Genomic DNA, 21,626 nt, shown 5'->3' on the forward strand with positions numbered 1-21,626 from the left:
CATGGGTGAGGGCGCTTTGCTTGCGAAGCACTGCTTCGCAAGCGCCCGAACGCACAGCCGCCAGCGGCTGGGCCGGTCTGGGGGTTTACGGCGTGTCCTGCCAACCCACACCGCCCCGCCCAACACGCAGAAACCCAGAGCCGCTTTGGCTTTGGCTTTGGCTTTGGCTTTGGCATTGGCCTCTGCGGGTGCAGGGCGCAGCCCTGCAAAGAAAAAGGCCGCCTTTCGGCGGCCTCACTTTTCTTTACTTCAGCTTGATCTCGCGCAGGCGCTCCTCGAGGAAGCCGTGGGCGGTGATCGGCTCCGGGTACCGGCTCGGGTTCTCCGGGGTGATGCACGAGGGCAGCACGTCGATCAGGAAGTCCGGGTTCGGGTGCAGGAAGAACGGCACCGAGTAGCGCGGCTGGCGCGCCAGCTCGCCCGGAGGATTGACCACGCGGTGGATGGTCGACGGATAAACATGGTTGGTCAGGCGCTGCAGCATGTCGCCGATGTTGACCACGATCGTGTCCGCGTCCGAGGTGAACGGCACCCACTCACCGTCGTGCGACTGCACTTCCAGGCCCGCGGCACTGGCACCCACCAGCAGGGTGATGAAGTTGATGTCGCCATGGGCACCGGCACGAACGTTCGGGATGTCGTCGGTGGTGATCGGCGGGTAGTGGATCGGGCGCAGGATCGAATTGCCGAAGTTGGTCTTGTCGGCGAAGAAATTCTCCGGCAGGCCGATGTGCAGGGCGAGCGCCGACAGCACGCGCGACCCCAGGTTGTCCAGCGCCTGGTACAGGCCGTACCCCCGCTCGCGGAAGCCCTCGACTTCGGTCGGCCACAGGTTCGGCGCCATCACGTCACGGTACTTGGAGTCGTCGGCGATCTCGCGGCCGATGTGCCAGAACTCCTTCAGGTCGAAGTGCTTGGAGCCCTTGGCGGTCTCCACGCCGAAGGGGGTATAGCCACGGGCGCCGCCGCTGCCAGGCACGTGGTACTTGCGCTTGACCTCTTCCGGCAGGGCGAAGAAGGCCTTGAAGGCATCGTAGGCCGCGTCGATGTCGGCCTGCGGGATGCCGTGGTTGCGGATGCCCGCGAATCCCCATTGGCGATAGGCCGCGCCCAGCTCGGCCACGAAGGCCTCGCGGTCGCTGTCGAAACGGGTGATGTCGAGGGTGGGGATCTGGCTCACAGCGGTTCCTGGCTTGTCATTGGGTCTGGGGGGCCAGCGCATTCATGGCCCGCCTGAACATTGTGACAGATCGCCCGGGGGACGCCACTCGATACGAAGAAACAAACCGATACAATGCGCGACCCGCGCGCGGATTAACGCTTCCGTCACGTTGGGCCCGCCCCTTTGCCGCTCCCTGAATCCGCACCGCCATGTCCGCAGCCGCCCCTGCCGCACCCGCCCTTGAAGGTTCCACCCGGCGTTGGCGCCGGCTGGCCTGGTGGTCGCTGTTCGTCGCCGGCAATGCGGCCCTGGCTGCGGCGATCGCACTGGGCAACGTGCCGCTGCGGGACAATCCAGGCGGCAGCGCGGGCCTGGCCTACCTCGCCATCGCCCTGCCCGGCCACCTGCTCGCGTTCGGTGCGCTGGCCGGCCTGCTGCCGTTGCTGCTGGGGCTATGGCCACGCACTGCCCGTACGCTGAGCATCAGCGCCGTTCTCCTGCAGGGCCTGTGGCTGTGCCTGCTGCTGGTCGACGCCAAGGTGTTCACCCTGTACCGCTTCCACCTCAACGCCATGGTCGTGAACATGGTGTTCGGCGGCGCCCTGCAGGACCAGGTCGCCCTGTCCTGGAAGACCTGGCTGCAGGTCGCGCTGCTGGTCGCCGCGGTCTTCGCCGCCGAAGGCCTGCTGGCCTGGGCGTGCTGGAAGCTGTTGCCGGCAGCGCCGCGCCGGCGACGGGTGCTGCAGGCGTGGGCAGCGGTCGCGCTTCTGATGGCCGGCGGCCAGGTCGCCACCGCCTACTACGACGCCCGTGGCGACCGCGATGTGATCGCGCAGTGGAACTACCTGCCGTGGGCGCAACCGATCACCGCCAAGAGCTTCATGCGGCGCTTGGGCGTGGTCAGCCAGCAGCAGGCCGGCCTGCCCGACCCGCGCCATGCGCAGCTGCAGTACCCACTGCACCCGCTGCGCTGCCAGAACCCGCATCGCCCCAATGTGCTGATGGTGGTGCTGGAATCGCTGCGCCAGGACGTGCTGACACCGCAGCTGATGCCCAACACGTCGGCGCTGGCGCAGGACGCGCGCGTGTTCGACCAGCACTTCAGCACCGGCAATGCCACCCGCTACGGCCTGTTCGGGCTGCTGTACGGCCTGCCCGGTGGCTACTGGCCAAGCATGCTCGACGAGCAGCGCGGCTCGCAGCTGTTCCAGGTGCTGGGCCAGCAGGGCTACGACCTGCACCTGTACGGCAGTGCGCCGTTGTACAGCCCGGAGTTCGATCGCACGGCTTTCGCCGATGTGCGCGACCAGCTGCACCAGGGCCCATCGGCACTGAAGTCCGACGGCCGCGACCGCGCGATCATCAGTGCACTGCAGCAGGACATCCGCGCCAGCCAGGCGGCGCAGCGCCCGTGGTTCGGCTTCGTGTTCCTCGACTCCACCCACGCGCCCTATTACATGCCCGATGGTTACCCGCCCGTGGCGACGCCGATGGCTGCGGACATCGACTTCCTCAAATTCGGCCCGGAGCACGACCCGACGCCGGAACTCAACCGCTACCGCACCGCCGTGCACTACGCAGACAGCCTGATCGGCTCGCTGCTGGACGACCTGCGCGCACAGGGCCTGGCCGAGGACACCATCGTGCTGGTCACCGGCGACCATGCCGAAGAGTTCAACGACCTCAAGCTGAACTATTGGGGCCACAACGGCAACTTCTCCGACTACCAGCTGCAGGTCCCGTTCGTGCTGCATTGGCCAGGCAGGGCCGCTGGCCGCGACGCCCGCACCAGCTCGCACGAAGACTGGGTACCTACACTGATGCGCCACGCGCTGGGTTGCGAGAACGCACTGACCGATTACAGCACCGGCCAGGACCTGCTGGCCGAACCGCAGGGCCCGCGTGCGCTGGTGGTCGAAAGCTGGTCGCAGCGCGCGATACGCCATGGCGATGCCATCTACGTGTTCGACAAGTTCGGCAACGCCACCGCTCTGGACCTGCGCTACCGGCCGCTGTCACAGCAGGCGCCCGACGCGGCCGCCGTACGCACTGCATGGGAAGCGCTGACCCGCTTCCGCAACCGCTGACCCTCAAGGATCGATCCTGCATGAACCGTCCGCTGCGCATCCTGCACACCGAAGCCGCCAAGGGAATGGGTGGGCAGGAGATCTACATCTTCCGCCACATGCAGGTGATGCGCGCGCGTGGCCACGAGGTGGCGCTGCTGTGCCAGCCCGAAGCGCGACTGGCCAAGCTGGCACGCGACGACGGTTTCACCGTGCACACCCTGCGCATGGGCGGCCTGCTGCGCCTGCTCCGCGGCATCTGGTCGGTCTCGCGCCTGGTGCGCCGCGAACGCTATGACGTGGTCAACACCACCAGCCGCCGTGACGCGCTGATCGCCGCCGCCGGCGCACGCCTGGGCGGCACGCCGCTGGTTGTGCGCTCGCGCCACCTGATGAGCCCGGTCAACTCGCTGCTGACCTATACCGGCCTGCCGCACCGGGTGCTGACCGTCAGCAGCTTCGTCAAGCAGTTGCTGGCCGAGCGCGGCATTCCGGCCGAACACATCGGTATCGTGCCGCCCATCGCGGTCCCGCCGCGCTGGAGCGAGATCCGCAAGGACGACCCCTGGCAATGCCTGCAGGAGGTACGCGCGGAAGTGCGCGCCGAGCTCGGCTTCGGCGAACAGGACATCGTGGTCGGTTGCGTGGCGGTGCTGCGCGAACCCAAGGGCCACGCCGACCTGCTGCAGGCGATGGTGCCGCTGTGCAGGACGCACCCGAACCTGCACCTGGTGGTGGTCGGCGATGGCCAGCCGGTCATGGATCGACTGCAGGCGCTGCGCGACGAGCACGGGCTGCAGCAGCAGGTCCACCTGCTCGGCTATCGTGACGGCGCGTGCCGGCTGATGGCCGGCTTCGACATCTTCGCGCTGGCTTCGCACAAGGAAGCGGCCGGTACCGTGTTCCTGGAGGCCGCCTATGTCGGGGTGCCGATCGTGGCCACGCGCGTGGGTGGCGTGCCGGAAATGGTGGTCGATGGCAGCAATGCCATCCTCACCCGATTGGGCGACAATGCAGCCCTGACAGGCGCCCTGCGCCTGCTGGTGGACGATCCGGAACGGCGGCGGCAGATGGGCCGCGCCGGGTGGGACTGGATGCACGGCGCGCACCGGTTCACCCCCGATGGCCACGGTGAGACCACCGAACACTACTACCGCCAGTGGCTGAAGGAGCTGGGACATGGCTGATGCCCGAACCGTACCGGTACTCATGCACCACCACGTCAGTCCGTCGCCGGGCATGATCACCGTGTCACCGGAGAATTTCGAAAGCCAGATCGCTTGGTTGGCCGGCAACGGCTGGACTTCGCTGACACTGGACCAGTACGCCGGCTTCCTGGCCGGCAGGCCGGTGCCGCGCAAGTCGATCGTGATCACCTTCGACGATGGCTACCTGGACAACTGGGTGTATGCGCACCCGATCCTGCAGAAGTACGGCATGCACGCAGTGGTGTTCGTGGTCACCGGCTGGATGGGCGAAGGCCCGGAGCGGCCCCATGCGGGGCTTGCCGGGGCAGTGCTGCCTGCCACGCCGGACCATCGCGGCTGCGAAGCGGCGATCTACGAGCAGAACCGCAGCGACGACGTGATGATGCGCTGGAGCGAAGCGCGCGCGGCCATCGCCGCCGGCACCTTCGAAGTGCATTGCCACACCCATACCCACACCCGCTGGCTGCGCCGCGACGACCTGGACCGCGCACAGCGCCGTGCCGGCCTGAGCCACGATCTGGCAGTCTCGCGCGAAGTCCTGCGGGACAAGCTCGGCGAGGTGTCCGATACGCTGTGCTGGCCTTACGGCGATTTCGACCAGGACCACATCGAGGTGGCGCGCGAGCACGGCTTCCGCTACCTGCACACCACCCACCCGTTCGGCCGCAACGTGGTCGGCGGCGATCCGGAACGCATCTACCGCTTCGCGATCCGCAACCGCCCGGCGAGCTGGTTGCGCAAGCGCATCGCCCAGAGCTACACCCCCCTGATCGCGCCGCTGTTCAATGGCTTCAAGGCACGCCAGAAGAAGATGGTGCCGGGGCCGTAGGCGGCCCAACGCCCTGCCCCTTCAACGAAAACGCCCCGGCATTCCGGGGCGTTTTCGTTGGGCGGATGTGCAGCGGCCTCAGGCGGCGGCTTCACGTACCGCCGCGGACAGTCGATCCAGCGTGTCCTGCATCAGCGTCGCATCATCGGCCTCGACCGTGACCCGCACCACCGGCTCGGTACCGGACGGGCGCAGGAACGCACGGCCACGGCCGGCCACCGACTGCTGCGCGTCGGCCAGCGCGGCCTGCACACTGTCGGCCTGCACCGTTGCCTTGGCCGAGACATTGCCCAGCCGCACGTTGACCGTCTTCTGCGGCACCCGCACCAGTCCCTTCAATGCCTGGCGCAGGGTCTGCCCGCTGTTGCGCAACGCCACCAGCACCTGCAGCGCACTGACGATGCCGTCACCGGTGGTGGCCCGATCCAGGCACAGCAGGTGGCCGGAGGCTTCGCCGCCGAGCACCCCACCGCCTTCGATCAGCGCCTGGTGCACATAGCGATCACCGACGTTGCTGCGCACGAACGGAATCTGCAGATCGGCGAAGGCCTTCTCCACGCCGTAGTTGCTCATCAGCGTGCCGACCACCGGGCCGCGCAGGCGGCCTTCGGCTTTCCATGCGCGGGCCAGGATGTAAAGCAGGTCATCGCCGTCGACCGGGTTGCCCTGGTCGTCGGCCATCAGCACGCGGTCGCCGTCGCCGTCGAAGGCAATGCCGAGATCAGCGCGGGTTTCGCGGACCTTGGCCGCGAGATTGTCGATATGGGTGGAGCCCACGCCGGCGTTGATGTTGACGCCGTTGGGCTCGGCGCCAATGCCGATCACCTCGGCACCCAGCTCGCGGAACAGCAGCGGTGCGATCTGGTAGGTGGCGCCGTGCGCGCAGTCCAGCACCAGGCGTACGCCACGCAGGTCGAACGCGCGCGGCACGCTGGCCTTGCAGAACTCGATGTAGCGGCCGACCGCCTCGCGGCCACGCGATGCCTTGCCCAGCTTCTCCGATTCGGCGGTGGTGAACGGAACGTCCAGCGCCGCTTCGAGGGCAAGCTCGGTGGCATCGTCGAGCTTCTCGCCCTGGGCGGAGAAGAACTTGATGCCGTTGTCGTAGTGCGGGTTGTGCGAGGCGCTGATGACGATGCCGGCATCCACGCCCAGCGTACGGGTCAGGAACGCCACCGCCGGAGTCGGCATCGGCCCCAGCAGCTGCACGTCGGCACCGGCGGCCACCAGGCCGGCTTCCAGTGCCGCCTCGAACATGTAGCCGGAAATGCGGGTGTCCTTGCCGATCACCACAATCGGCCGGCGCCCGTCCTGGCCGCGCTGGGCGACCAGTACACGGCCCAGGGCGTTGCCCAGGCGCAGCACGAAGTCGGCCGAGATCACGCCCTGGCCGACCCGGCCACGGATGCCATCAGTACCGAAGTACTTGCGGCCTCCCATCATGCCACCTCCGGCGCCGGCTGACGGCCCAGCATCGCCAGCAGGTCGGACAGGCGGTCACGCAGCTCGCGGCGGTCGCAGATCTGGTCGATGGCACCGTGCTCCAGCAGGAACTCCGAGCGCTGGAAGCCTTCCGGCAGCTTCTCGCGCACGGTCTGCTCGATCACGCGCGGGCCGGCGAAGCCGATCAGCGCCTGCGGTTCGGCGATGTTGATGTCGCCCAGCATCGCAAAGGAGGCCGAGACACCACCGGTGGTCGGATGGGTCAGCACCGAGATGTACGGCAGCCCGGCTTCACGCAGCTTGCCCAGCGCGGCCGAGGTCTTGGCCATCTGCATCAGCGAGAACAGGCCTTCCTGCATGCGGGCGCCACCGCTCTGCGAGAAGCACACGTAGGGCGCACCGATCTCGACCGCGGTTTCTGCGGCCAGTGCGAAGCGCTCGCCGACCACCGAGCCCATCGAGCCGCCCATGAAGGCGAAGTCGAAGGACGATGCCACCAGCGCACGGCCCTTGAGCAGGCCGCGCATGGCGATCAGCGCGTCGTACTCGCCGGTGTTCTTCTGCGCGATCTTGATGCGCTCGCTGTACTTCTTCTGGTCCTTGAACTTGAGCAGGTCGGTCGGCCCCAGGCGCGCACCGATCTCGGTGGTGCTGTCGGCGTCGAACAGGGCGGCCAGGCGCGCGCGCGCGCGGATCGCCATGTGATGGCCGCACTTCGGGCAGACTTCCAGGTTCTCTTCCAGTTCCGGACGGTACAACGCGCTGCCGCAGTTGCTGCACTTTTCCCACAGGCCCTCGGGGACACTGCGCTTCTTGCTGGGGGTGTTGTCGGTGCGGATGCCGGACGGCATCAACTTGCTGAGCCAACTCATGCGGGAGGACACTTCCGTTCAGGGCGGCCCAGGGGCCGCAAAGGCGGACAGTCTAGCTCCGCTTTCCCCGCCCGTGCACCCCCTTCCCAGCTGCGGGGCAGCCGGAAAAAACCATGCTGGGACGTACGTTTAGGTGCTGGGCGGTACCCGCCGCTGGCCGGCAGCCCTTGCACGCGAGCCATCAGGAGGAGGCCGGCCAGCGGCCGGCAGTCCTGTTACGCGTCCAGCGCCTGCCGCAGCGGGGCGAGGAAGGCCCGGGCGCGCTGCACCGCGTCTTCCGCCGAGCCCGCTTCTGCCAGCGCCGCCACCAGCGCGCTTCCGACCACCACGCCATCGGCCTGGCGGGCCATGGCCGCGGCACTGGCGGCATCCTTGATACCGAAGCCCGCCACCACCGGCACCGATGCGCGCGCGCGCAACGCCTGCAGTCGGGTACTGGCGGCATCGCTGTCCAGGCGCTCGGACGCGCCGGTGACACCGGCAAAGCTGACGTAGTAGAGATAGCCACGGGCCAGCGCCAGCAGCTTGTCGGCTCGCGCCTCGCTGGTGGTCGGCGACGCCAGCAGGACCAGCGCAAGGCCGGCTGCGTCGAACGCCTGCTGGGCGTCGCCCGCTTCTTCCGGCGGCAGGTCGACCAGCAGCACGCCGTCCACGCCGGCGTCGACGGCGGCCTTGGCGAAGGCCGCGTAGCCATGGATCTCCACCGGGTTGAGGTAGCCCATCAGCACCACGGGGGTCTGCGCATCGCGTTCGCGGAACTGCGCCACGGCCTGCAGGACGTAGCGGCTGCCGGCGCCGCGCGCCAGCGCGCGCTCGGAGCTGCGCTGGATGGTCGGGCCATCGGCCATCGGGTCGGAAAACGGCACGCCCAGTTCGATCACGTCGGCGCCGGCCTCGACCAGTGCGTGCATGACCGGCACGGTCGCCTCCAGCGAGGGATCACCGGCGGTGACGAAGGGAATCAGCGCCTTGCGCTGCTGTTCGCGCAGACGCAGGAAACAGGCATCGAGTCGGGATACGGGCATTTCAGGCACATCCTTCAATCAGTTCAATCGCATCGCTGGTTCCCCAGTACATCCGGGTGACCTTCCCTTCAAACAGTTCCAGGCGGATACCCAGGTCCGAACCCGGGTCCTGCCAGGTGAGGTACTCGCCCTGGTCACCGTCGTAGGCATGCGGGCTGGATACCGGCGGCTTCGGGAACTGCGCCATGGCCTGGGCACGGGTCATGCCGATGCGCAGGCCGAATGGACCGGGCTGTTCAACCGGCAGCTCCGGGTCGTCGCCCGGCTTCAGATCAAAACGGACCACGCGGTCGTCGTCGGTCATCATCGACACGCCCGGCGGCAACCCCCTGCCGTCGTAGTACTCGCAGTCGCCTTCGAAGAACTCTTTCGCGCCCTGTGCCTTCCAGGGCCCCAGTGACTTCAGGTCCCCCATGTGCTGGCCGACCAGCACTTCGCCGGCATGGTCCAGTGCCACCGAGGCGACGGCGGGGGCGTTGTCGCCGTTGCTCTCTTCCGCAGACGGCGGATCGACGATCGGCGTACGCGCCATCGGGTCGAGGTCATCGTTGGCGGCCGGCTGCTGTGCGGGCTGCGCGGTGGCTTTGGCAGCCGGCGCAAGCACTGGCGGTTCCGGCGGCTGGCACGCGGCCAGGCCCAGCACCAGCAGAAGCACCCCGCTGTTCCGCAGCAGCGCGCTCACAGCACCAGCCCTTCGCGCGCGGCGATGGTGTGCACGTCCTTGTCGCCACGGCCGGACAGGTTGCACAGCACGATCTGGTCACGCGGACGCTCACGCGCCAGCTTGATCGCCTGTGCCAGTGCGTGGCTGGACTCCAGTGCCGGCAGGATACCCTCGGTATGCGCCAGCAGGTGGAAGGCCTGCAGCGCTTCTTCATCGGTGATGCCGAGGTAGCGCGCACGGCCGGTATCGGCCAGGAAAGCATGCTCCGGGCCGACGCCCGGATAGTCCAGGCCGGCCGACACCGAGTGGGTCTCGATGATTTGGCCGTCGTCGTCGCACAGCACATAGGTGCGGTTGCCATGCAGCACGCCCGGCCGACCGGCGGCGATCGATGCGGCGTGGCGGCCGGTGCCGATGCCGTCGCCGGCGGCTTCGGCGCCGACGATCTCGACCTGGCGATCGTTGAGGAAGGCGTGGAACAGGCCGATGGCGTTGCTGCCGCCGCCAACGCAGGCGGTGATCGCATCGGGCAGGCGGCCATACTCGGCCAGCATCTGCTCGCGCGCCTCGCGGCCAACGATGGCGTTGAAGTCACGGACCATGCGCGGATACGGATCCGGGCCGGCCACGGTGCCGATGATGTAGAAGGTGTCCTGCACGTTGGTCACCCAGTCGCGCATCGCTTCGTTGAGCGCGTCCTTCAGGGTGGCCGAGCCGGAGGTGACCGGCACCACCGTCGCGCCCAGCAGCTTCATGCGGTAGACGTTGATCTTCTGCCGCTCGATGTCGGTGGCGCCCATGTACACCACGCATTCCAGGCCCAGGCGGGCGGCAACGGTGGCACTGGCAACACCGTGCTGGCCGGCACCGGTCTCGGCGATGATGCGCTTCTTGCCCATCCGCGCGGCCAGCAGCGCCTGGCCGATGGTGTTGTTGATCTTGTGCGCGCCGGTGTGGTTCAGGTCTTCACGCTTGAGCAGGATCTGCGCGCCGCCGACATGGTCGCTCAGGCGCTGGGCGTGGTAGATCGGGCTCGGCCGGCCCACGTAATGGGCCAGGTCGCGGTCGTAGGCAGCCTGGAATGCCGGGTCCTGACGGGCCTGGTCATAGGCCTGGGCCAGTTCCTGCAGCGGACCCACCAGGGTTTCGGCAACAAAGCTGCCGCCGTAGCGGCCGAAATGGCCCTGGGCATCCGGGAAGGCGTGGTAGTCGGCAATGGGGGAGGCAGACATGGAAGCGACCGCTGGTTCGAGACAGGTGGATACTGTAGCGCACGGGTCTTGACCGGAAAATGGATATTATCTGGCGCATATCGTCAGGAAATCTCACATGAGCCGTTCCCTGCTGCCGCCGCTCAATGCGCTGCGTGCGTTCGAGGCCACCGCCCGTCTCGGCGGCGTTGGCCGCGCCGCACACGACCTGCATGTCACCCATGGTGCGGTCAGCCGGCAGCTGAAGCTGCTGGAAGACCATCTCGGCCTGGCGCTGTTCCAGCGTGCCGGTCGCGGCCTGCGCCTGACCGCTGCGGGCACGCGGCTGCAGGCAGCGTGCAGCGAGGCCTTCGGCGGCATCGAAGACTGCGTGCGCGAACTGCGGCGGCCGGCGGCGGCCCCGGCGCTGGTACTGGGCTGTAGCGGCAGCGTGCTGGCGCGCTGGATGATCCCGCGCCTGCCTGCGCTGCAGGCCGCCCTGCCCGGCGTGCGCCTGCAATGGTCAGCGCTGGATGGCAGCTTCACCGAGGCACAGGCGGCACTGGATGCGGTATTGCTGCTGGCGCAGGGGCCGTGGCCCCGCGGCTGGCAGGTGCGTGAGCTGGCCCCGGAACGGGTCGGCGTGGTGGTGGCCCCCTCGCATCCGGCCGCGCAGCGACTGCGGCATGTACCGCCCTCGGCGCTGCTGCAGGAAACGCTGCTGCACACCAGCTCACGGCCGCAGGCGTGGCCGGCGTGGGCGCAGGCGCACGCTCTGGACCCCGCGAAGCTGCAGCTGGGTACGGCCTTCGAGCATCTGTACTACCTGCTGGAGGCAGCGGTGGCCGGGCTGGGCCCGGCGATCGCACCCGAGCCACTGGTGGCCGAGGACCTGGCCGCCGGGCGACTGGTCGCGCCGTGGGGGTTTGCCGCCACCGGTGGTTTCTGGGTGCTGGCGCGACCGGACGGACCACCTGATGCGCGCGTGGATGCGCTCGCCGACTGGCTGGGCCAGCAACTCCGCTGACAACAAAAAGGGGACGGAGGGAATTAAGTCGCAAGTGGCACAAACGACTTAATTCCCTCCGTCCCCTTTTTTCAGCTGGCGGTCGGTGTGGCCAGGCGCTGCTGCAGGTCTTCGCGCAGGCGCGACAGCTCGACTTCGGCCTGCTGCCGCTGCTGCATCCCTTCGCGATGGATGCTGCGCACTTCTTCCACCGTGGCGATCAGCTGGTCGTGCACATGGCGCAGCGTGGCCACGTCGATCACGCCGCGCTGGTTGCTGCGCGCGGTATCCACCGAGGCCTGACGCAGCAGGTCGGCATTGCGACGCATCAGTTCGTTGGTGGCGTCATCGATGGCCGTGGACAGTTCGACCGCAGCCTTCTGTTCGCCCAGCGAGAGCTGGATGGCGAACTGGCGCTTCCACGACGGAATGGTGATGTCGCGGACGGTGTTGAACTTCTCGATCAGCTGCAGTGCGTTGGCCTGGATCAGGCGGATCATCGGCAGCGACTGGTCGGCGGCGTGCTGCATCAGCTGCAGGTCGGACACGCGCTTCTCGATCAACCGGATCGCATTGTCGATCTCGCCCTGGCGGATGCGCTGCTGGGGGTCCTCGCTGCCCTGCCCGGCCAGCTGTTCGGCCTGCAGTTCGGCCAGCCGCTGCTTGCCCGCTGCCGCATACAGTCCGAGCGCACGACGTTCTTCGCGGACGATATCGTGCATGCGGTCGAACTCCCCCACGCGCTTTCCCATCAACGCCTGCTGCACGCCGACGTCGGCCAGCAGCTGTTCGATCTGCGCATTGGTGTCGCTGAACTTCTGCACCAGCTCGCCCTTGGAGGCGCGCATGCGATCAATCAGGCCACCGATCACCGGCACCTTCGATCGCTGCGCGAAGCCATCCAGCTTCAGGCTGCGCGCGATGCGCACCACTTCGCCCAGCTTTTCGCCACTGGCATCCAGGTCACGATTGCGCACCTGGTCCAGCAACTGGCTGGAGAACGCTGCGGTGCGCGTGGCCGCTTCGCGGCCGAACACCTGCAGGTTGCCCGGGCGCAGATCGTCCAGTTCCAGACGGATCTCGGCGATGCGCGGCAGATCCTCGCGTACCAGTCCCAGCGCCTGCAGCGCACCTTCATCGAGCGCAGTGGCGGTGGTCGTGCCGGGTACGAGGGCACCGGGGGTCTGGCTGTCCTGGGTCATCGGGCAGTCTCCTTGCAGTTGGGTAAGCGGCAGCGGCGGCCGGCTCAAGGCAGTCTAGCCTGAGCCGCGGCCACCTCGTCATCGATCTGTGCGTGCAACGTGGCAGCCTTGCCAGCCAACGCAGCGCCCGCAGCGGCCTGGCCCGCCAGTACAGCCTGCCGCCAGGCCGGCAGCAGCACGTCATGGATGCGCGCGAAGCGTTGCAGCAGCATGTTGTCCTGGTCCTGCAGCAGCTGCCATTGACCGGCTTCCAGGCGGCGCAGCGAGGCCAGCCGGCGAAGATGGTCCAGCCGATGCGACAGCGCGGCCTGACCGGCGCTATCCAGCGTCGTCAGCCGCGACGCAGCCAGTTCGGCCCAGCCGTCCAGCGCCGCGGCCGCCGCGGAATGCTCAACGATGGCCATGGCCCGCAGCTGCATGTGCTGCTGCAGGTGCTGGGCCTGCTCACGCGCCTGCAGGGCCAGTACGCCCAGCTGCGACTGCAGCGCGTGCCCTTCTGCTTCGCGAGCGACATCGCGCCCCAGCAGCCGTCCCCACCAGCCTTCCTGCTGCCGGATCTGCGCCGGGTTGCCGGCCTGCAGGGCCAGCGCGATGCGCGCAAGCGCAGCCACCAGGCGCTCGCCCGCATCCGGTGGCAACGGCGTTTCGCGCCGCGCCAGCGCCTGCAGCAACGGCGCACCATAGTCGGCCAGCGCAGCGACATCGACCGTATCCGGCAGCATCGGTGGCGGCAGTGGCACGCGCGTGGTCACGGCAGCGGCGGCGGCTTCGGCGTGGATGCCGGCATGCCATCGCCGTCTTCCGGTGGCAATGACTCGCCGTAGAAGTGGCGCATCAGCGCCTCATCCAGCGCCCGCTCCTCCGGCGTCGCGGCGCGGCGCACGCGCGCGCGCTGCGCCACCACAGCGCTCGGCGTGCCCCGCTCGACCTGCTGTCGCGCCCAGCCGGCGAACGCGGCCAGGGTCTGCGACACCTGCACCTGCTGCGCCTGCGATGCCGCCAGCAGCTCCACCAGCGGCGCCAGGCCCGCCTGCAGGTCTTCGGCCAGGGCCGTGGCCGGCACGCTGGGGGCTGCCACGACCGGCGCCGGCGCGGCGGCGGGACGCGCCTCTGAAAGGCGATGCAGGGCCTCCAGCAGCGCCGGCCACGGCGCCGGGTCCGCAACGGGGATCGCTTCCGGCGCGGGCGATGGCAGCTGCAGCGCGGTGGCGATATCGGCCAGCTGCGCCACCACGCGCCCGCCGACATCGCTGTCGTCGGCACCCATGGCCTTGTTGCGCAGGAAGTCGCGCTTGATCTGCGCCCAGCGCTGCGCCTGCGTGTCATCCAGTACGCCGCGCAGTTCGGCCAGCTTCAACAGGTTCTCTTCGGCGCCGGTGGTCAGCAGCTGCGCCTCGCCCAGGTAGTGGTCGGAGATCAACTGCTGCAGTTCGTCCTCGTTCATCACCGGGGAGATCTTCTCGGCCAGCTTGTTCATGTTGCGGTAGCTGCCCTGCAGGCGGAACGGCGGCTCGGTGCGGTAGCGGTCGTCCTGTGCGGCGCTGGCGATGTACTGCTGGTTGACCCGGTAGACCACGTCGCGCACACGCAGCATGCGCTGCAGGGTGGCAGTGATCTCGTTGATCTCCGCGCTGCTGTAGGCGTGGCTGAGGCTGTTGGTCGAGACCTCCTTGCCCATCGCGCGGTCGACCAGCACATACAGGTCGGCCATGTCGCGCGTGGCCAGCGGCGCCAGCACCGGATTGGAGGTCAGGCTGTTCTCGATGTAGCTGAGGGTGAAGGCGGCCTCCATGCCACCGAGCACGTCACCGAGGTTGTAGATGTCGGCACGGTTGGCCAGCATGTCCGGAATCTTGAACACCTCGCCGGACTCGGTGTACGGGTTGCCGGCCATCACCACGCAGAACTTCTTGCCGCGCATGTCGTAGGTGCGTGTGCGACCGCGCCACACACCCTCGATACGGCGGGTGCCATCGCACAGCGAGATGAACTTCTGCAGGAACTCGGGATGGGTGTGCTGGATGTCGTCCACATACAGCATGGTGTTGTTGCCCATTTCCAGCGCCAGGTTGAGCTTCTCCAGCTCCTGCCGCGAGGTCGCGTCCGGTGCCTGGGCCGGGTCCAGCGAGCGCACCTCGTGGCCCAGCGCCGGGCCGTTGATCTTCATGAAGACCAGGCCCAGCCGGTGCGCCACGTATTCCATCAGCGTGGTCTTGCCATAGCCCGGGGGCGAAATCATCATCAGCAGGCCCATCAGATCGCTGCGCTTGTTCTCGCCGACCGTGCCCATCTGCTTGGCCAGGTTGTCACCGATCACGCCCAGGTAGACATCGTTGATCAACTTGTTGCGTACGAACGAGGACAGCGGCCGCGCCTTGAACTCGGAAAGCCGTAGGGTCTCGCGCTCGCGACCGATGATGCCCTGGCGCAGCGCCTGGTAGGCATGGAACGCTGGCACGAAATGACGCAGGTGCTGCTGCAGGCGCGCCAGGAAATCATCCAGCGATACCACCAGCGTGCCATTGCTGATGCGTGCGTGTTCACCCAGCAGGCCATTGACCTCCGCCTGCAGTGCGGCATCGCTGGTACGGGTGCGCAACTGGCGCTGCACCAGCAGCAACGCGGCGGCTTCGTCGACATAGCCGGCATGCTGGGCATGCGCCGGCATCCGCGCCACTGCGCGCAGCCAATGCCCAGCCAATGACCAACGCGTAGCCAGTGGATCCTGGCCGCGCTGCAGGGCACGCTCGACCGCCTCACGCTGCCCCGCCTGCTCCAGCTGCTGGGCCAATGCCTCCAGCAGCGCCACCGCGTGGCGGCTGCTGCTGAACACCGGATCGCCCGCCGCCAGTTCTTCGCCCAGATAGGCGGATGCAGCCTCCGCGGCATCGGCATCGAACGGCAACGCGTGGGACTGCGCATACGCCAGCAGCGTCTCGGCCATTTCTGTGCGCAACGCCAGACGCCCTTCGTCGGACCCCAGCAGGCGTGCCAGCGCCTCGGCGCCCACCTGCCGCGCCGGCCATTGCGCCACCGCTTCGCGCCGCTGCTCGGCGGCCCAGAACAGCAACGCCAGCGCACGCACCCGCGGTGCATGGCGCAGGCTGCCGGCCGCCTGCTGCAAAGGCAGTAGCGCACGCAGGATCAGTGCCGCATCGTGGTCATGGATGCCGCGCTCGTAGCCTTCGCGATAGCGTGGTGCGGCAAACGCACGCACGCGCTGATCCAGCGCTTCCGGGTTCGCGACGTCGTGCTGCAGCGCAGCCAGATCGAGGCCGTCGCGCCCCTCCTGCGCGGCCAGCAGCAGGCTGCCGGCCAGGTACTCGCCGCGATACAGCGTGGGCGATTCCGAGTCCAGGGTGACCGGCCAGAACGGCTTGAGTGCGTCCAGCTCCGGGTCGTGCAGGGTCTCCAGGAAGTCGGTGCCGGTCAGATGGATGGCCAACGTATCGCCACGCGGCAACAGGGTCAGGTCCAGTGCCTGCGTATTGACGCTGAAGCGATGGCGCGGGCCCAGCCGCACCACGTTGCCGCCGGCTTCGTACAGGTCACTGCGGTCACGCAGCTGGCGCACCGCCTGGTCACGCACGCCCTTCAGCCGCGCCTCGATGTCGTCGGCCTTGACGTTGTCGTGCAGCGTGCGCAGGCGCTCGGCCAGCTCACGCAGCTTGAGGATCAGCGGATCGCCGGCAAAGAACGCGTTGAGCTCATCGGCGTTGGCGAAGCGCTCGGTGCGCCTGGCCAGGCCGTCGAGGATCCGATTGGCCGCATCCAGTACCGAACGCGCCTTGCGCTGGCGGTCATCCAGCAAGGCCTGCTTGTGCGTTTCGAAGGCCTCGACCAGCTCTTCGCGCTTGCTCAGGATGTCGCCGAGGAACTGCTCGTGTTCGCCGAACTGGCTCTCCAGTTCTTCCAGCTGGACCAGCAGGCGCGACAACTGCTCGTCGGCACGTTCGGGGTCGGTGGCCAGCGCCAGCGCGCTGGTGATCGACTGCGAGAACAGCGCGAACTGGGCGGCGAACTGCGCCACGGCCTCGGCCGAACCGAGTGACCTGCGGCGCTGGTCAGCACGCGCGCGCGCCTGGTTGAGGCGACCGTACAGCACCGAGATCGACTCGACCACGCGGGTGCGGGCAGTGGCATCGTCCACCTTCAGGCCGGCCATCAGCTCGGACAGCATGTCCAGGTCGGACGCCATGCCAAGCAGGCCTTCCAACTGCTCGTCCAGCTGGCGCGCCGTCTGTGCCTGCTGCGCGGCATCGTCCAGCGCCTGCAGGCGCGTGGCCAGCGGCGCCAGCGCCTCCTCGCCGGCGAGGAAGTCACCGGTGGCGGCGCCAACACGGTCCTGTGCCTCCACCAGTTCGACGGTCATCGTCTCGATGCGCGCGGTGTCGATGTAGCGCAGCTCGCGGAGGGTCAGCAGCCGCCCGCGCAATGCGGTGATCGCGTTGAGGGCCTCGACGAAGGCCTGCACCTCGCTCCAGTTCTGCGGTTGCAGCCGGCCCAGCAGCGCCTTGTGCGCGGCCTCGGCCTCCAGCATCGCCTGCGCCGATTGCTGACGGATCGACTGCACCTTCTCGTACTCGTCCAGCACCGATTCGCCGGTCGCGCTGATCTGCCGCAGCAGCGCCTCGGCGCCATCGCAGGCCGCGTCACCCAGCCAGTGGTGCGCATCGAACAGGCGCCGCGTATCGGCCACCAGGCGCTGGTAGCGCTGTACCGACACGTCCTGGCCATCGATCTCGCGCGCCAGGTTGAACAGGTTGGAAATGCCGCGCACCAGCTCGGCGTTGCCGATGCGGCCCATGAAGGTGTTGCCGGGCGGTCGGCTGGCGGCAAACTCGTCACTGCTGAACGGCGTCTGCCAGACCTGCATCGGATGGATGCGGGTCGGTTCGCTGCCCTCGGCATGGAACAGCACCATGCGCCCGTCCTGCATCAAGGCGTAGCCATGGCCGAACACCGGGTTCTGCAGCACGCGCTGGATGGTGTTGTAGACGAACAGCGCCGAGCGCCCGCCTTCGCGCTCGTAGAAGATGTACAGCACGTCCTCGCCGTTTGGCGAACGGATGCTGCGCTTGAACTGCATGCCGGCCATCGAGGCATCAAATGCCTTGTGCTCGCCGCCCTGCAGGTAATAGCCACCCGGGAAGATCACGCCATGGTCTTCGGGCAGCTGCACGCAGGCCTGCACGATCGCATCATTGCGCACGATGCCGCCGGTCAGCGTGTTGTAGATCAGGCCGCGCCATTCGGTCTCGCGGTACGGCAGCACCTTCAGCAATACCAGCGAGCCGACCCGGGCGAACTCGAACTGGGCGTCGTCCAGCGACTGCGTGCTGTCCTCCACGGGTTCACTGTAGATGCCCTGTCCGGTTTCGGTGTTGTTTTCGACCTTGATGGTGAGGTCGCCACCGGTGGTCTCAACGAACAGGGTGTCGAGGATGTTCAGGTGCGAGTGGCGGCCGTTGACCGCGAGGTCGCGGGTCGCCCGGGTCCATTCGAAGTCGAACGGCGGCGGCAGTGCGATATCGCGTTCACCGCGCGCATCCAGGTAAGTCAGCTCGCCCTCGCGCGACAGCGCCCAGCGGAACACGCGCACGTCGCTGCTGCGCTCGCCGATCTGGAACGAGGCCAGCAGCTTGTCGCCGACCACGATCAGCTGCAGCAGGCGCGCGTGCTTGTAGTAGGCATACAGCTCGTTGAAATCGTGCACGAAGCCGGGCTGGTCGAGGAAGCTGCCCTTCAGCTCGAGCGCAGCGACGTCGTAGCCGTCGCTGCCCTGCACCAGCCGGTACAGGCCGAACACATCTTCGATGCGGGTCTGGGTCTTCAGCCCGATGAACACGTTGTAGCCGAACAGCAGGCGGTCCGGGCCCACCTGCACGATGTCACGGCCGACGCAGTTGTTCTCGCTGCGGATGCGGAAGCGCCCGACCACCTCCAGGCGGCTGTCGCCGAACTCGGCCAGGCGCTGGCGGTTGAGCGTTTCGGCCAGGCCCTGCAGGCGCTGGCCCTGCTCGGCCAGGCGGCGGCGCAGGACTTCGTAGGCGCCGCCCTGAGCGACAGCCTGGTCGACGGTGCTACCGCCGGCCTCCGGCGCAGTGGATTCGGCGGACGGATGGGTTTCAGACATCAGCAGGTTTCCGGCTCACGGGCGGACGGCCGCGGTTGCGGCCGGCGCGGGCGGGCGATGGCGGCGGCCATCGCCCGATGCATCAACGGGCGCTGTCGACCACGGTAGCCGACACGGTCGGTACCGCTTCGGCATCCTCGGCGATCTGGCGCGGCGCCGGTTCGGCCACGGCCACGCCCAGGTAGCGCTGCATCAGCTCCTGCACGATCGGGCTCTTGCCGGCGAAGCCTTCGATCGACTTGCCCAGCGACACCGCCTTGACCAGGTTCTCGAACATGCCGCCGTCGCCACCGACCAGGTCGATATCGGCGTTGCGCAGCGCGCTGGCGATGACATTGGCGTTCTCGCGCGAGACTTCCTTGCCGGCTTCGATCGAGGCCAGCGCCTGCTTCAGGCTGTTGTCCAGCATCATGCGGAACTCTTCATGGCCACGTGCCTGGTCACTCAGCGAGGCGATGGCTTCGAACTTGCGCACCAGGCCCTCGGCCTCGGCCAGCAGCTTCTTCTGCACCACGCCGGCTTCGGCATTGCCCAGCGACTCGGTGGCGGTGGCACGGGCCAGGCCCATCTTTTCCTCGCCCTGTGCCTGCGCCTGCAGGGTCTCGGCCAGCACGCGGGCTTCGTTGCTGCCCTGCTTCAGGCTGGCTTCGGCCTTGGCTTCGATCACGCGGGCCTCGGCAATGCCGACCTTCTCGATGGCCAGCGCCGAAGCTTCACGCACCTGCGCTTCGGCCAGGCCCGGCGCTGCCTGTTCGGCACGCAGGGCATCGGCCAACAGGCGCTTGGCTTCGGCCTGCTTGCCGGCCGCTTCATGCTCGGCCTGGGCCAGCGTGGTCAGTTCCACCGCGCGATGCTTTGAAGCGGTCTCGCGCGCCTGCGCTTCCTTGACTTCGCGCACCAGCGCTTCCTGCGCCTTGGCCTCGGCTTCCAGGATCAGCACCTGCTTCTGGCGGTCGGCCTCGGAGACTTCGCGCACTTCCTTGATGCGCTCCTCTTCCTGCGCCACGGTCTTGTCGATGGAGATGCGTTCACGGGTGATGTTGGCCACGTCCATCTTGCCCTGCTCGACCACCTTGTCACGCTCCACGCCCTGCAGCTGCACTTCACGATCGGTGGTGACCTGCTCCAGCTGGCGTGCGCGCTCCACGCGCTCGGCCTCGATGGCCACGGCACGCTGGCGGTTCTGCTCGGCCACTTCCACTTCGCGCAGGCGGTTCTGGTCGCGGATCTCGATCAGCTGCTGCGCTTCGATGCGGGCGTTCTCGGACAGCTGGCGCTGCTCCTCCTGCACCTTGGCGGTCTCGGCCTCCTCGCGTGCACGGATGGTCTCGATCTCACGCTTCTGCCGCGCTTCGGCTTCGGCCTGCTGGCGTTCCAGGGCCAGCAGCGCTTCGCGCGCTTCCACGTTCTTCTTGGTGATGGCGAGCTTCTCGTTCTGCTCCAGCTCGTTGGTCACCACGTTCTGCGCGGCGGTCAATTCGGTGATCTTGCGGATGCCCTGCGCATCGAGAATGTTGAACTGGTCCAGCAGCGATTTCGGGGTCTGCTCCAGGTAGTCGATCGCCACGTCCTCAAGGACGTAGCCGTTCAGATCATTGCCGATCACCGCGATGATCTCGTCGCGGAACTCCTGGCGCTTCTCGAACAGTTCGGTGAAGTCGAACTTCTTGCCGACCGTCTTCAGCGCTTCGGAGAACTTGGCGTTGAACAGCTCGTCGACGGCATGCTTGTCCGATGCACGGTCGGCACCGATGGCCTTGGCCACCCGCAGCACGTCGGCCTGGGTCTCGTTGACCCGCAGGTAGAACGCCACGGCGATATCGGCACGCATGTTGTCGCGGCAGATCAGGCCTTCCTTGCCGCGGCGGTCGATCTGCAGCGTGATCAGGCTGATCCGCATCAGCTCGGCGCGGTACAGCACCGGGATGATCAGCGCACCGGTGAAGTGCACCTTGGGCGTGGAGCTCATGTCGTTGACGATCAGGGCCACGCCCTGGTCGACCTTGCGGTAGAAGGCCTTGAACAGGCCGGCCAGGCCGAGCAGTGCGACCAGCAGCACGGCTACGCCGATCAGGAAGGGGGCCATGGTTGCCAACGTCATCAGTGATTCTCCTTGTTGCCCGGAAGCAGGTTGTCCTGGAAGTCGAGGGCGACCGCGTCGGCGCGGACCACCCGGTAATGGTGTTGATCAGCCACGTGTTCGACCAGCACGATGCGCTCGCCACGCTGCAGTTCGATCTCGCTGCGCACCTGCAGCACCAGTCCGGCGCCGCCATCGTCGAAGGTGGCGTGACCGCTGCGGGCATCCACCTTCGGCGAGGCAACCACGCCGGTACGCCCCAGCAGCGAGGCCTGCGCCACCGGGCGCAGGCGCAGCAGGAACCTGCGGACGGGGCGCAGCAGCAGCGCGGTGAACGGCACCGCCGGCAACGGCGCCAGAAGGGCCACGACCGCACCGATCGCCCAGCGCAGCAGGTCCGGCAGCGGCAACAGCACGAACAGATGGACGAAATAGGTGACGATCCAGGCGAAGAAACCCAGCAGCGTCACCACAAGCATGAGGGGAACCCCACCCAGGCCCCAGCGCGCCAGCAGCGCGGACAGTCCCTGCAGCTCATGTGGGTCGCCATGCAGCGCCCCATCGGCGCCGGCATCGCCAAACCCGTCGTCGACCAGGCCGAAGGCCGCCAGTGCCCAATACAGCACCGCCACCGCCAGCACGATGCTGTACGGCAGGGTCGGGAAACCGAACACGACGGTGAGGAACTCCTGCATCGCTTGCCTTCCTGGGCTGTGGGCGGCGGCCGCCCGTTCGGGGCGCGC

General features: G+C 67.9%; 15 protein-coding genes. 4 read left to right on the forward strand and 11 right to left on the reverse strand.

The window, feature by feature from the left end:
- Positions 1–244: 244 nt before the first annotated feature.
- Positions 245–1,222 (reverse strand): 2-oxoglutarate and iron-dependent oxygenase domain-containing protein, encoded by a 978-nt coding sequence (locus PEM_RS11580; protein WP_049414703.1) that lies wholly within the window; start codon positions 1,220–1,222, stop codon positions 245–247.
- A 149-nt stretch (positions 1,223–1,371) separates the two neighbouring features.
- Between PEM_RS11580 and PEM_RS11585 the strand changes: the two genes are divergently transcribed.
- The 3 genes from PEM_RS11585 to PEM_RS11595 are packed head-to-tail and all read left to right on the forward strand — an operon-like array spanning position 1,372 to position 5,265.
- Positions 1,372–3,249, forward strand: a complete 1,878-nt coding sequence (locus PEM_RS11585) for a sulfatase-like hydrolase/transferase (RefSeq protein ID WP_111126948.1) — start codon at positions 1,372–1,374, stop codon at positions 3,247–3,249.
- Positions 3,250–3,269: 20 nt separating this feature from the next.
- Positions 3,270–4,415: a glycosyltransferase family 4 protein gene (locus PEM_RS11590; protein ID WP_111126950.1), complete on the forward strand. Its 1,146-nt coding sequence runs from the start codon at positions 3,270–3,272 to the stop codon at positions 4,413–4,415.
- Positions 4,408–5,265 (forward strand): polysaccharide deacetylase family protein, encoded by an 858-nt coding sequence (locus PEM_RS11595; RefSeq protein ID WP_111126952.1) that lies wholly within the window; start codon positions 4,408–4,410, stop codon positions 5,263–5,265. The genes PEM_RS11590 and PEM_RS11595 overlap by 8 nt, the downstream gene beginning before the upstream one ends.
- A gap of 78 nt (positions 5,266–5,343) precedes the next feature.
- Here PEM_RS11595 and glmM read toward each other — a convergent pair whose 3' ends face one another.
- The 5 genes from glmM to trpB form a co-directional block, all read right to left on the reverse strand.
- Positions 5,344–6,705 (reverse strand): phosphoglucosamine mutase, encoded by a 1,362-nt coding sequence (gene glmM / locus PEM_RS11600; RefSeq protein WP_053500704.1) that lies wholly within the window; start codon positions 6,703–6,705, stop codon positions 5,344–5,346.
- The gene (gene accD / locus PEM_RS11605; RefSeq protein ID WP_005417947.1) at positions 6,705–7,580 is read right to left on the reverse strand and encodes an acetyl-CoA carboxylase, carboxyltransferase subunit beta; all 876 of its coding nucleotides are present in this window, start codon (positions 7,578–7,580) and stop codon (positions 6,705–6,707) included. Before accD ends, glmM begins: the two co-directional genes overlap by 1 nt.
- Positions 7,581–7,795: 215 nt before the next feature.
- Positions 7,796–8,605: a tryptophan synthase subunit alpha gene (gene trpA, locus PEM_RS11610; RefSeq protein ID WP_005417949.1), complete on the reverse strand. Its 810-nt coding sequence runs from the start codon at positions 8,603–8,605 to the stop codon at positions 7,796–7,798.
- A 1-nt stretch (position 8,606) separates the two neighbouring features.
- On the reverse strand, positions 8,607–9,287 hold the full coding sequence (locus tag PEM_RS11615) for a hypothetical protein (protein ID WP_005417951.1): 681 nt from the start codon (positions 9,285–9,287) through the stop codon (positions 8,607–8,609).
- Positions 9,284–10,501, reverse strand: coding sequence for a tryptophan synthase subunit beta (trpB, locus tag PEM_RS11620; protein WP_005417953.1), 1,218 nt, complete (start codon positions 10,499–10,501; stop codon positions 9,284–9,286). Before trpB ends, PEM_RS11615 begins: the two co-directional genes overlap by 4 nt.
- 97 nt (positions 10,502–10,598) lie before the next feature.
- Here trpB and PEM_RS11625 point away from each other — a divergent pair, with 97 nt between their 5' ends.
- Positions 10,599–11,486 (forward strand): LysR family transcriptional regulator, encoded by an 888-nt coding sequence (locus PEM_RS11625; RefSeq protein ID WP_005417955.1) that lies wholly within the window; start codon positions 10,599–10,601, stop codon positions 11,484–11,486.
- Between the two features lie 71 nt (positions 11,487–11,557).
- Here PEM_RS11625 and PEM_RS11630 read toward each other — a convergent pair whose 3' ends face one another.
- The 5 genes from PEM_RS11630 to PEM_RS11650 all read right to left on the reverse strand — a co-directional run bounded on the left by PEM_RS11630 (position 11,558) and on the right by PEM_RS11650 (position 21,578).
- On the reverse strand, positions 11,558–12,667 hold the full coding sequence (locus PEM_RS11630; RefSeq protein WP_005417957.1) for a toxic anion resistance protein: 1,110 nt from the start codon (positions 12,665–12,667) through the stop codon (positions 11,558–11,560).
- A 44-nt stretch (positions 12,668–12,711) separates the two neighbouring features.
- Positions 12,712–13,419 carry a hypothetical protein gene (locus PEM_RS11635; RefSeq protein WP_005417958.1) on the reverse strand — a complete coding sequence of 236 codons (708 nt, stop codon included), beginning with the start codon at positions 13,417–13,419 and terminating at the stop codon, positions 12,712–12,714.
- Positions 13,416–18,803, reverse strand: coding sequence for a DNA repair ATPase (locus tag PEM_RS11640; RefSeq protein ID WP_119706105.1), 5,388 nt, complete (start codon positions 18,801–18,803; stop codon positions 13,416–13,418). Before PEM_RS11640 ends, PEM_RS11635 begins: the two co-directional genes overlap by 4 nt.
- A gap of 82 nt (positions 18,804–18,885) precedes the next feature.
- On the reverse strand, positions 18,886–20,904 hold the full coding sequence (locus PEM_RS11645; protein ID WP_005417967.1) for a hypothetical protein: 2,019 nt from the start codon (positions 20,902–20,904) through the stop codon (positions 18,886–18,888).
- A complete protein-coding gene (locus tag PEM_RS11650; protein ID WP_065179159.1) occupies positions 20,904–21,578 on the reverse strand; it encodes an OB-fold-containig protein in 675 nt (224 codons plus the stop codon). The genes PEM_RS11645 and PEM_RS11650 overlap by 1 nt, the downstream gene beginning before the upstream one ends.
- Positions 21,579–21,626: the final 48 nt, after the last annotated feature.

It is taken from the genome of Stenotrophomonas sp. Pemsol, assembly GCF_003586545.1.
GTDB lineage: Bacteria > Pseudomonadota > Gammaproteobacteria > Xanthomonadales > Xanthomonadaceae > Stenotrophomonas > Stenotrophomonas sepilia.

Bases quoted from the DNA above. Each gene is read 5' to 3' on its own strand.
- PEM_RS11630 (WP_005417957.1), bottom strand. From the start codon at position 12,667: ATGACCCAGGACAGCCAGACCCCCGGTGCCCTCGTACCCGGCACGACC.
- accD (WP_005417947.1), bottom strand. From the start codon at position 7,580: ATGAGTTGGCTCAGCAAGTTGATGCCGTCCGGCATCCGCACCGACAAC.
- PEM_RS11640 (WP_119706105.1), bottom strand. From the start codon at position 18,803: ATGTCTGAAACCCATCCGTCCGCCGAATCCACTGCGCCGGAGGCCGGC.
- PEM_RS11625 (WP_005417955.1), top strand. From the start codon at position 10,599: ATGAGCCGTTCCCTGCTGCCGCCGCTCAATGCGCTGCGTGCGTTCGAG.
- PEM_RS11580 (WP_049414703.1), bottom strand. From the start codon at position 1,222: ATGCGCTGGCCCCCCAGACCCAATGACAAGCCAGGAACCGCTGTGAGC.
- PEM_RS11590 (WP_111126950.1), top strand. From the start codon at position 3,270: ATGAACCGTCCGCTGCGCATCCTGCACACCGAAGCCGCCAAGGGAATG.
- PEM_RS11650 (WP_065179159.1), bottom strand. From the start codon at position 21,578: ATGCAGGAGTTCCTCACCGTCGTGTTCGGTTTCCCGACCCTGCCGTAC.
- PEM_RS11645 (WP_005417967.1), bottom strand. From the start codon at position 20,904: ATGACGTTGGCAACCATGGCCCCCTTCCTGATCGGCGTAGCCGTGCTG.
- PEM_RS11595 (WP_111126952.1), top strand. From the start codon at position 4,408: ATGGCTGATGCCCGAACCGTACCGGTACTCATGCACCACCACGTCAGT.
- glmM (WP_053500704.1), bottom strand. From the start codon at position 6,705: ATGGGAGGCCGCAAGTACTTCGGTACTGATGGCATCCGTGGCCGGGTC.
- trpA (WP_005417949.1), bottom strand. From the start codon at position 8,605: ATGCCCGTATCCCGACTCGATGCCTGTTTCCTGCGTCTGCGCGAACAG.
- PEM_RS11585 (WP_111126948.1), top strand. From the start codon at position 1,372: ATGTCCGCAGCCGCCCCTGCCGCACCCGCCCTTGAAGGTTCCACCCGG.
- trpB (WP_005417953.1), bottom strand. From the start codon at position 10,501: ATGTCTGCCTCCCCCATTGCCGACTACCACGCCTTCCCGGATGCCCAG.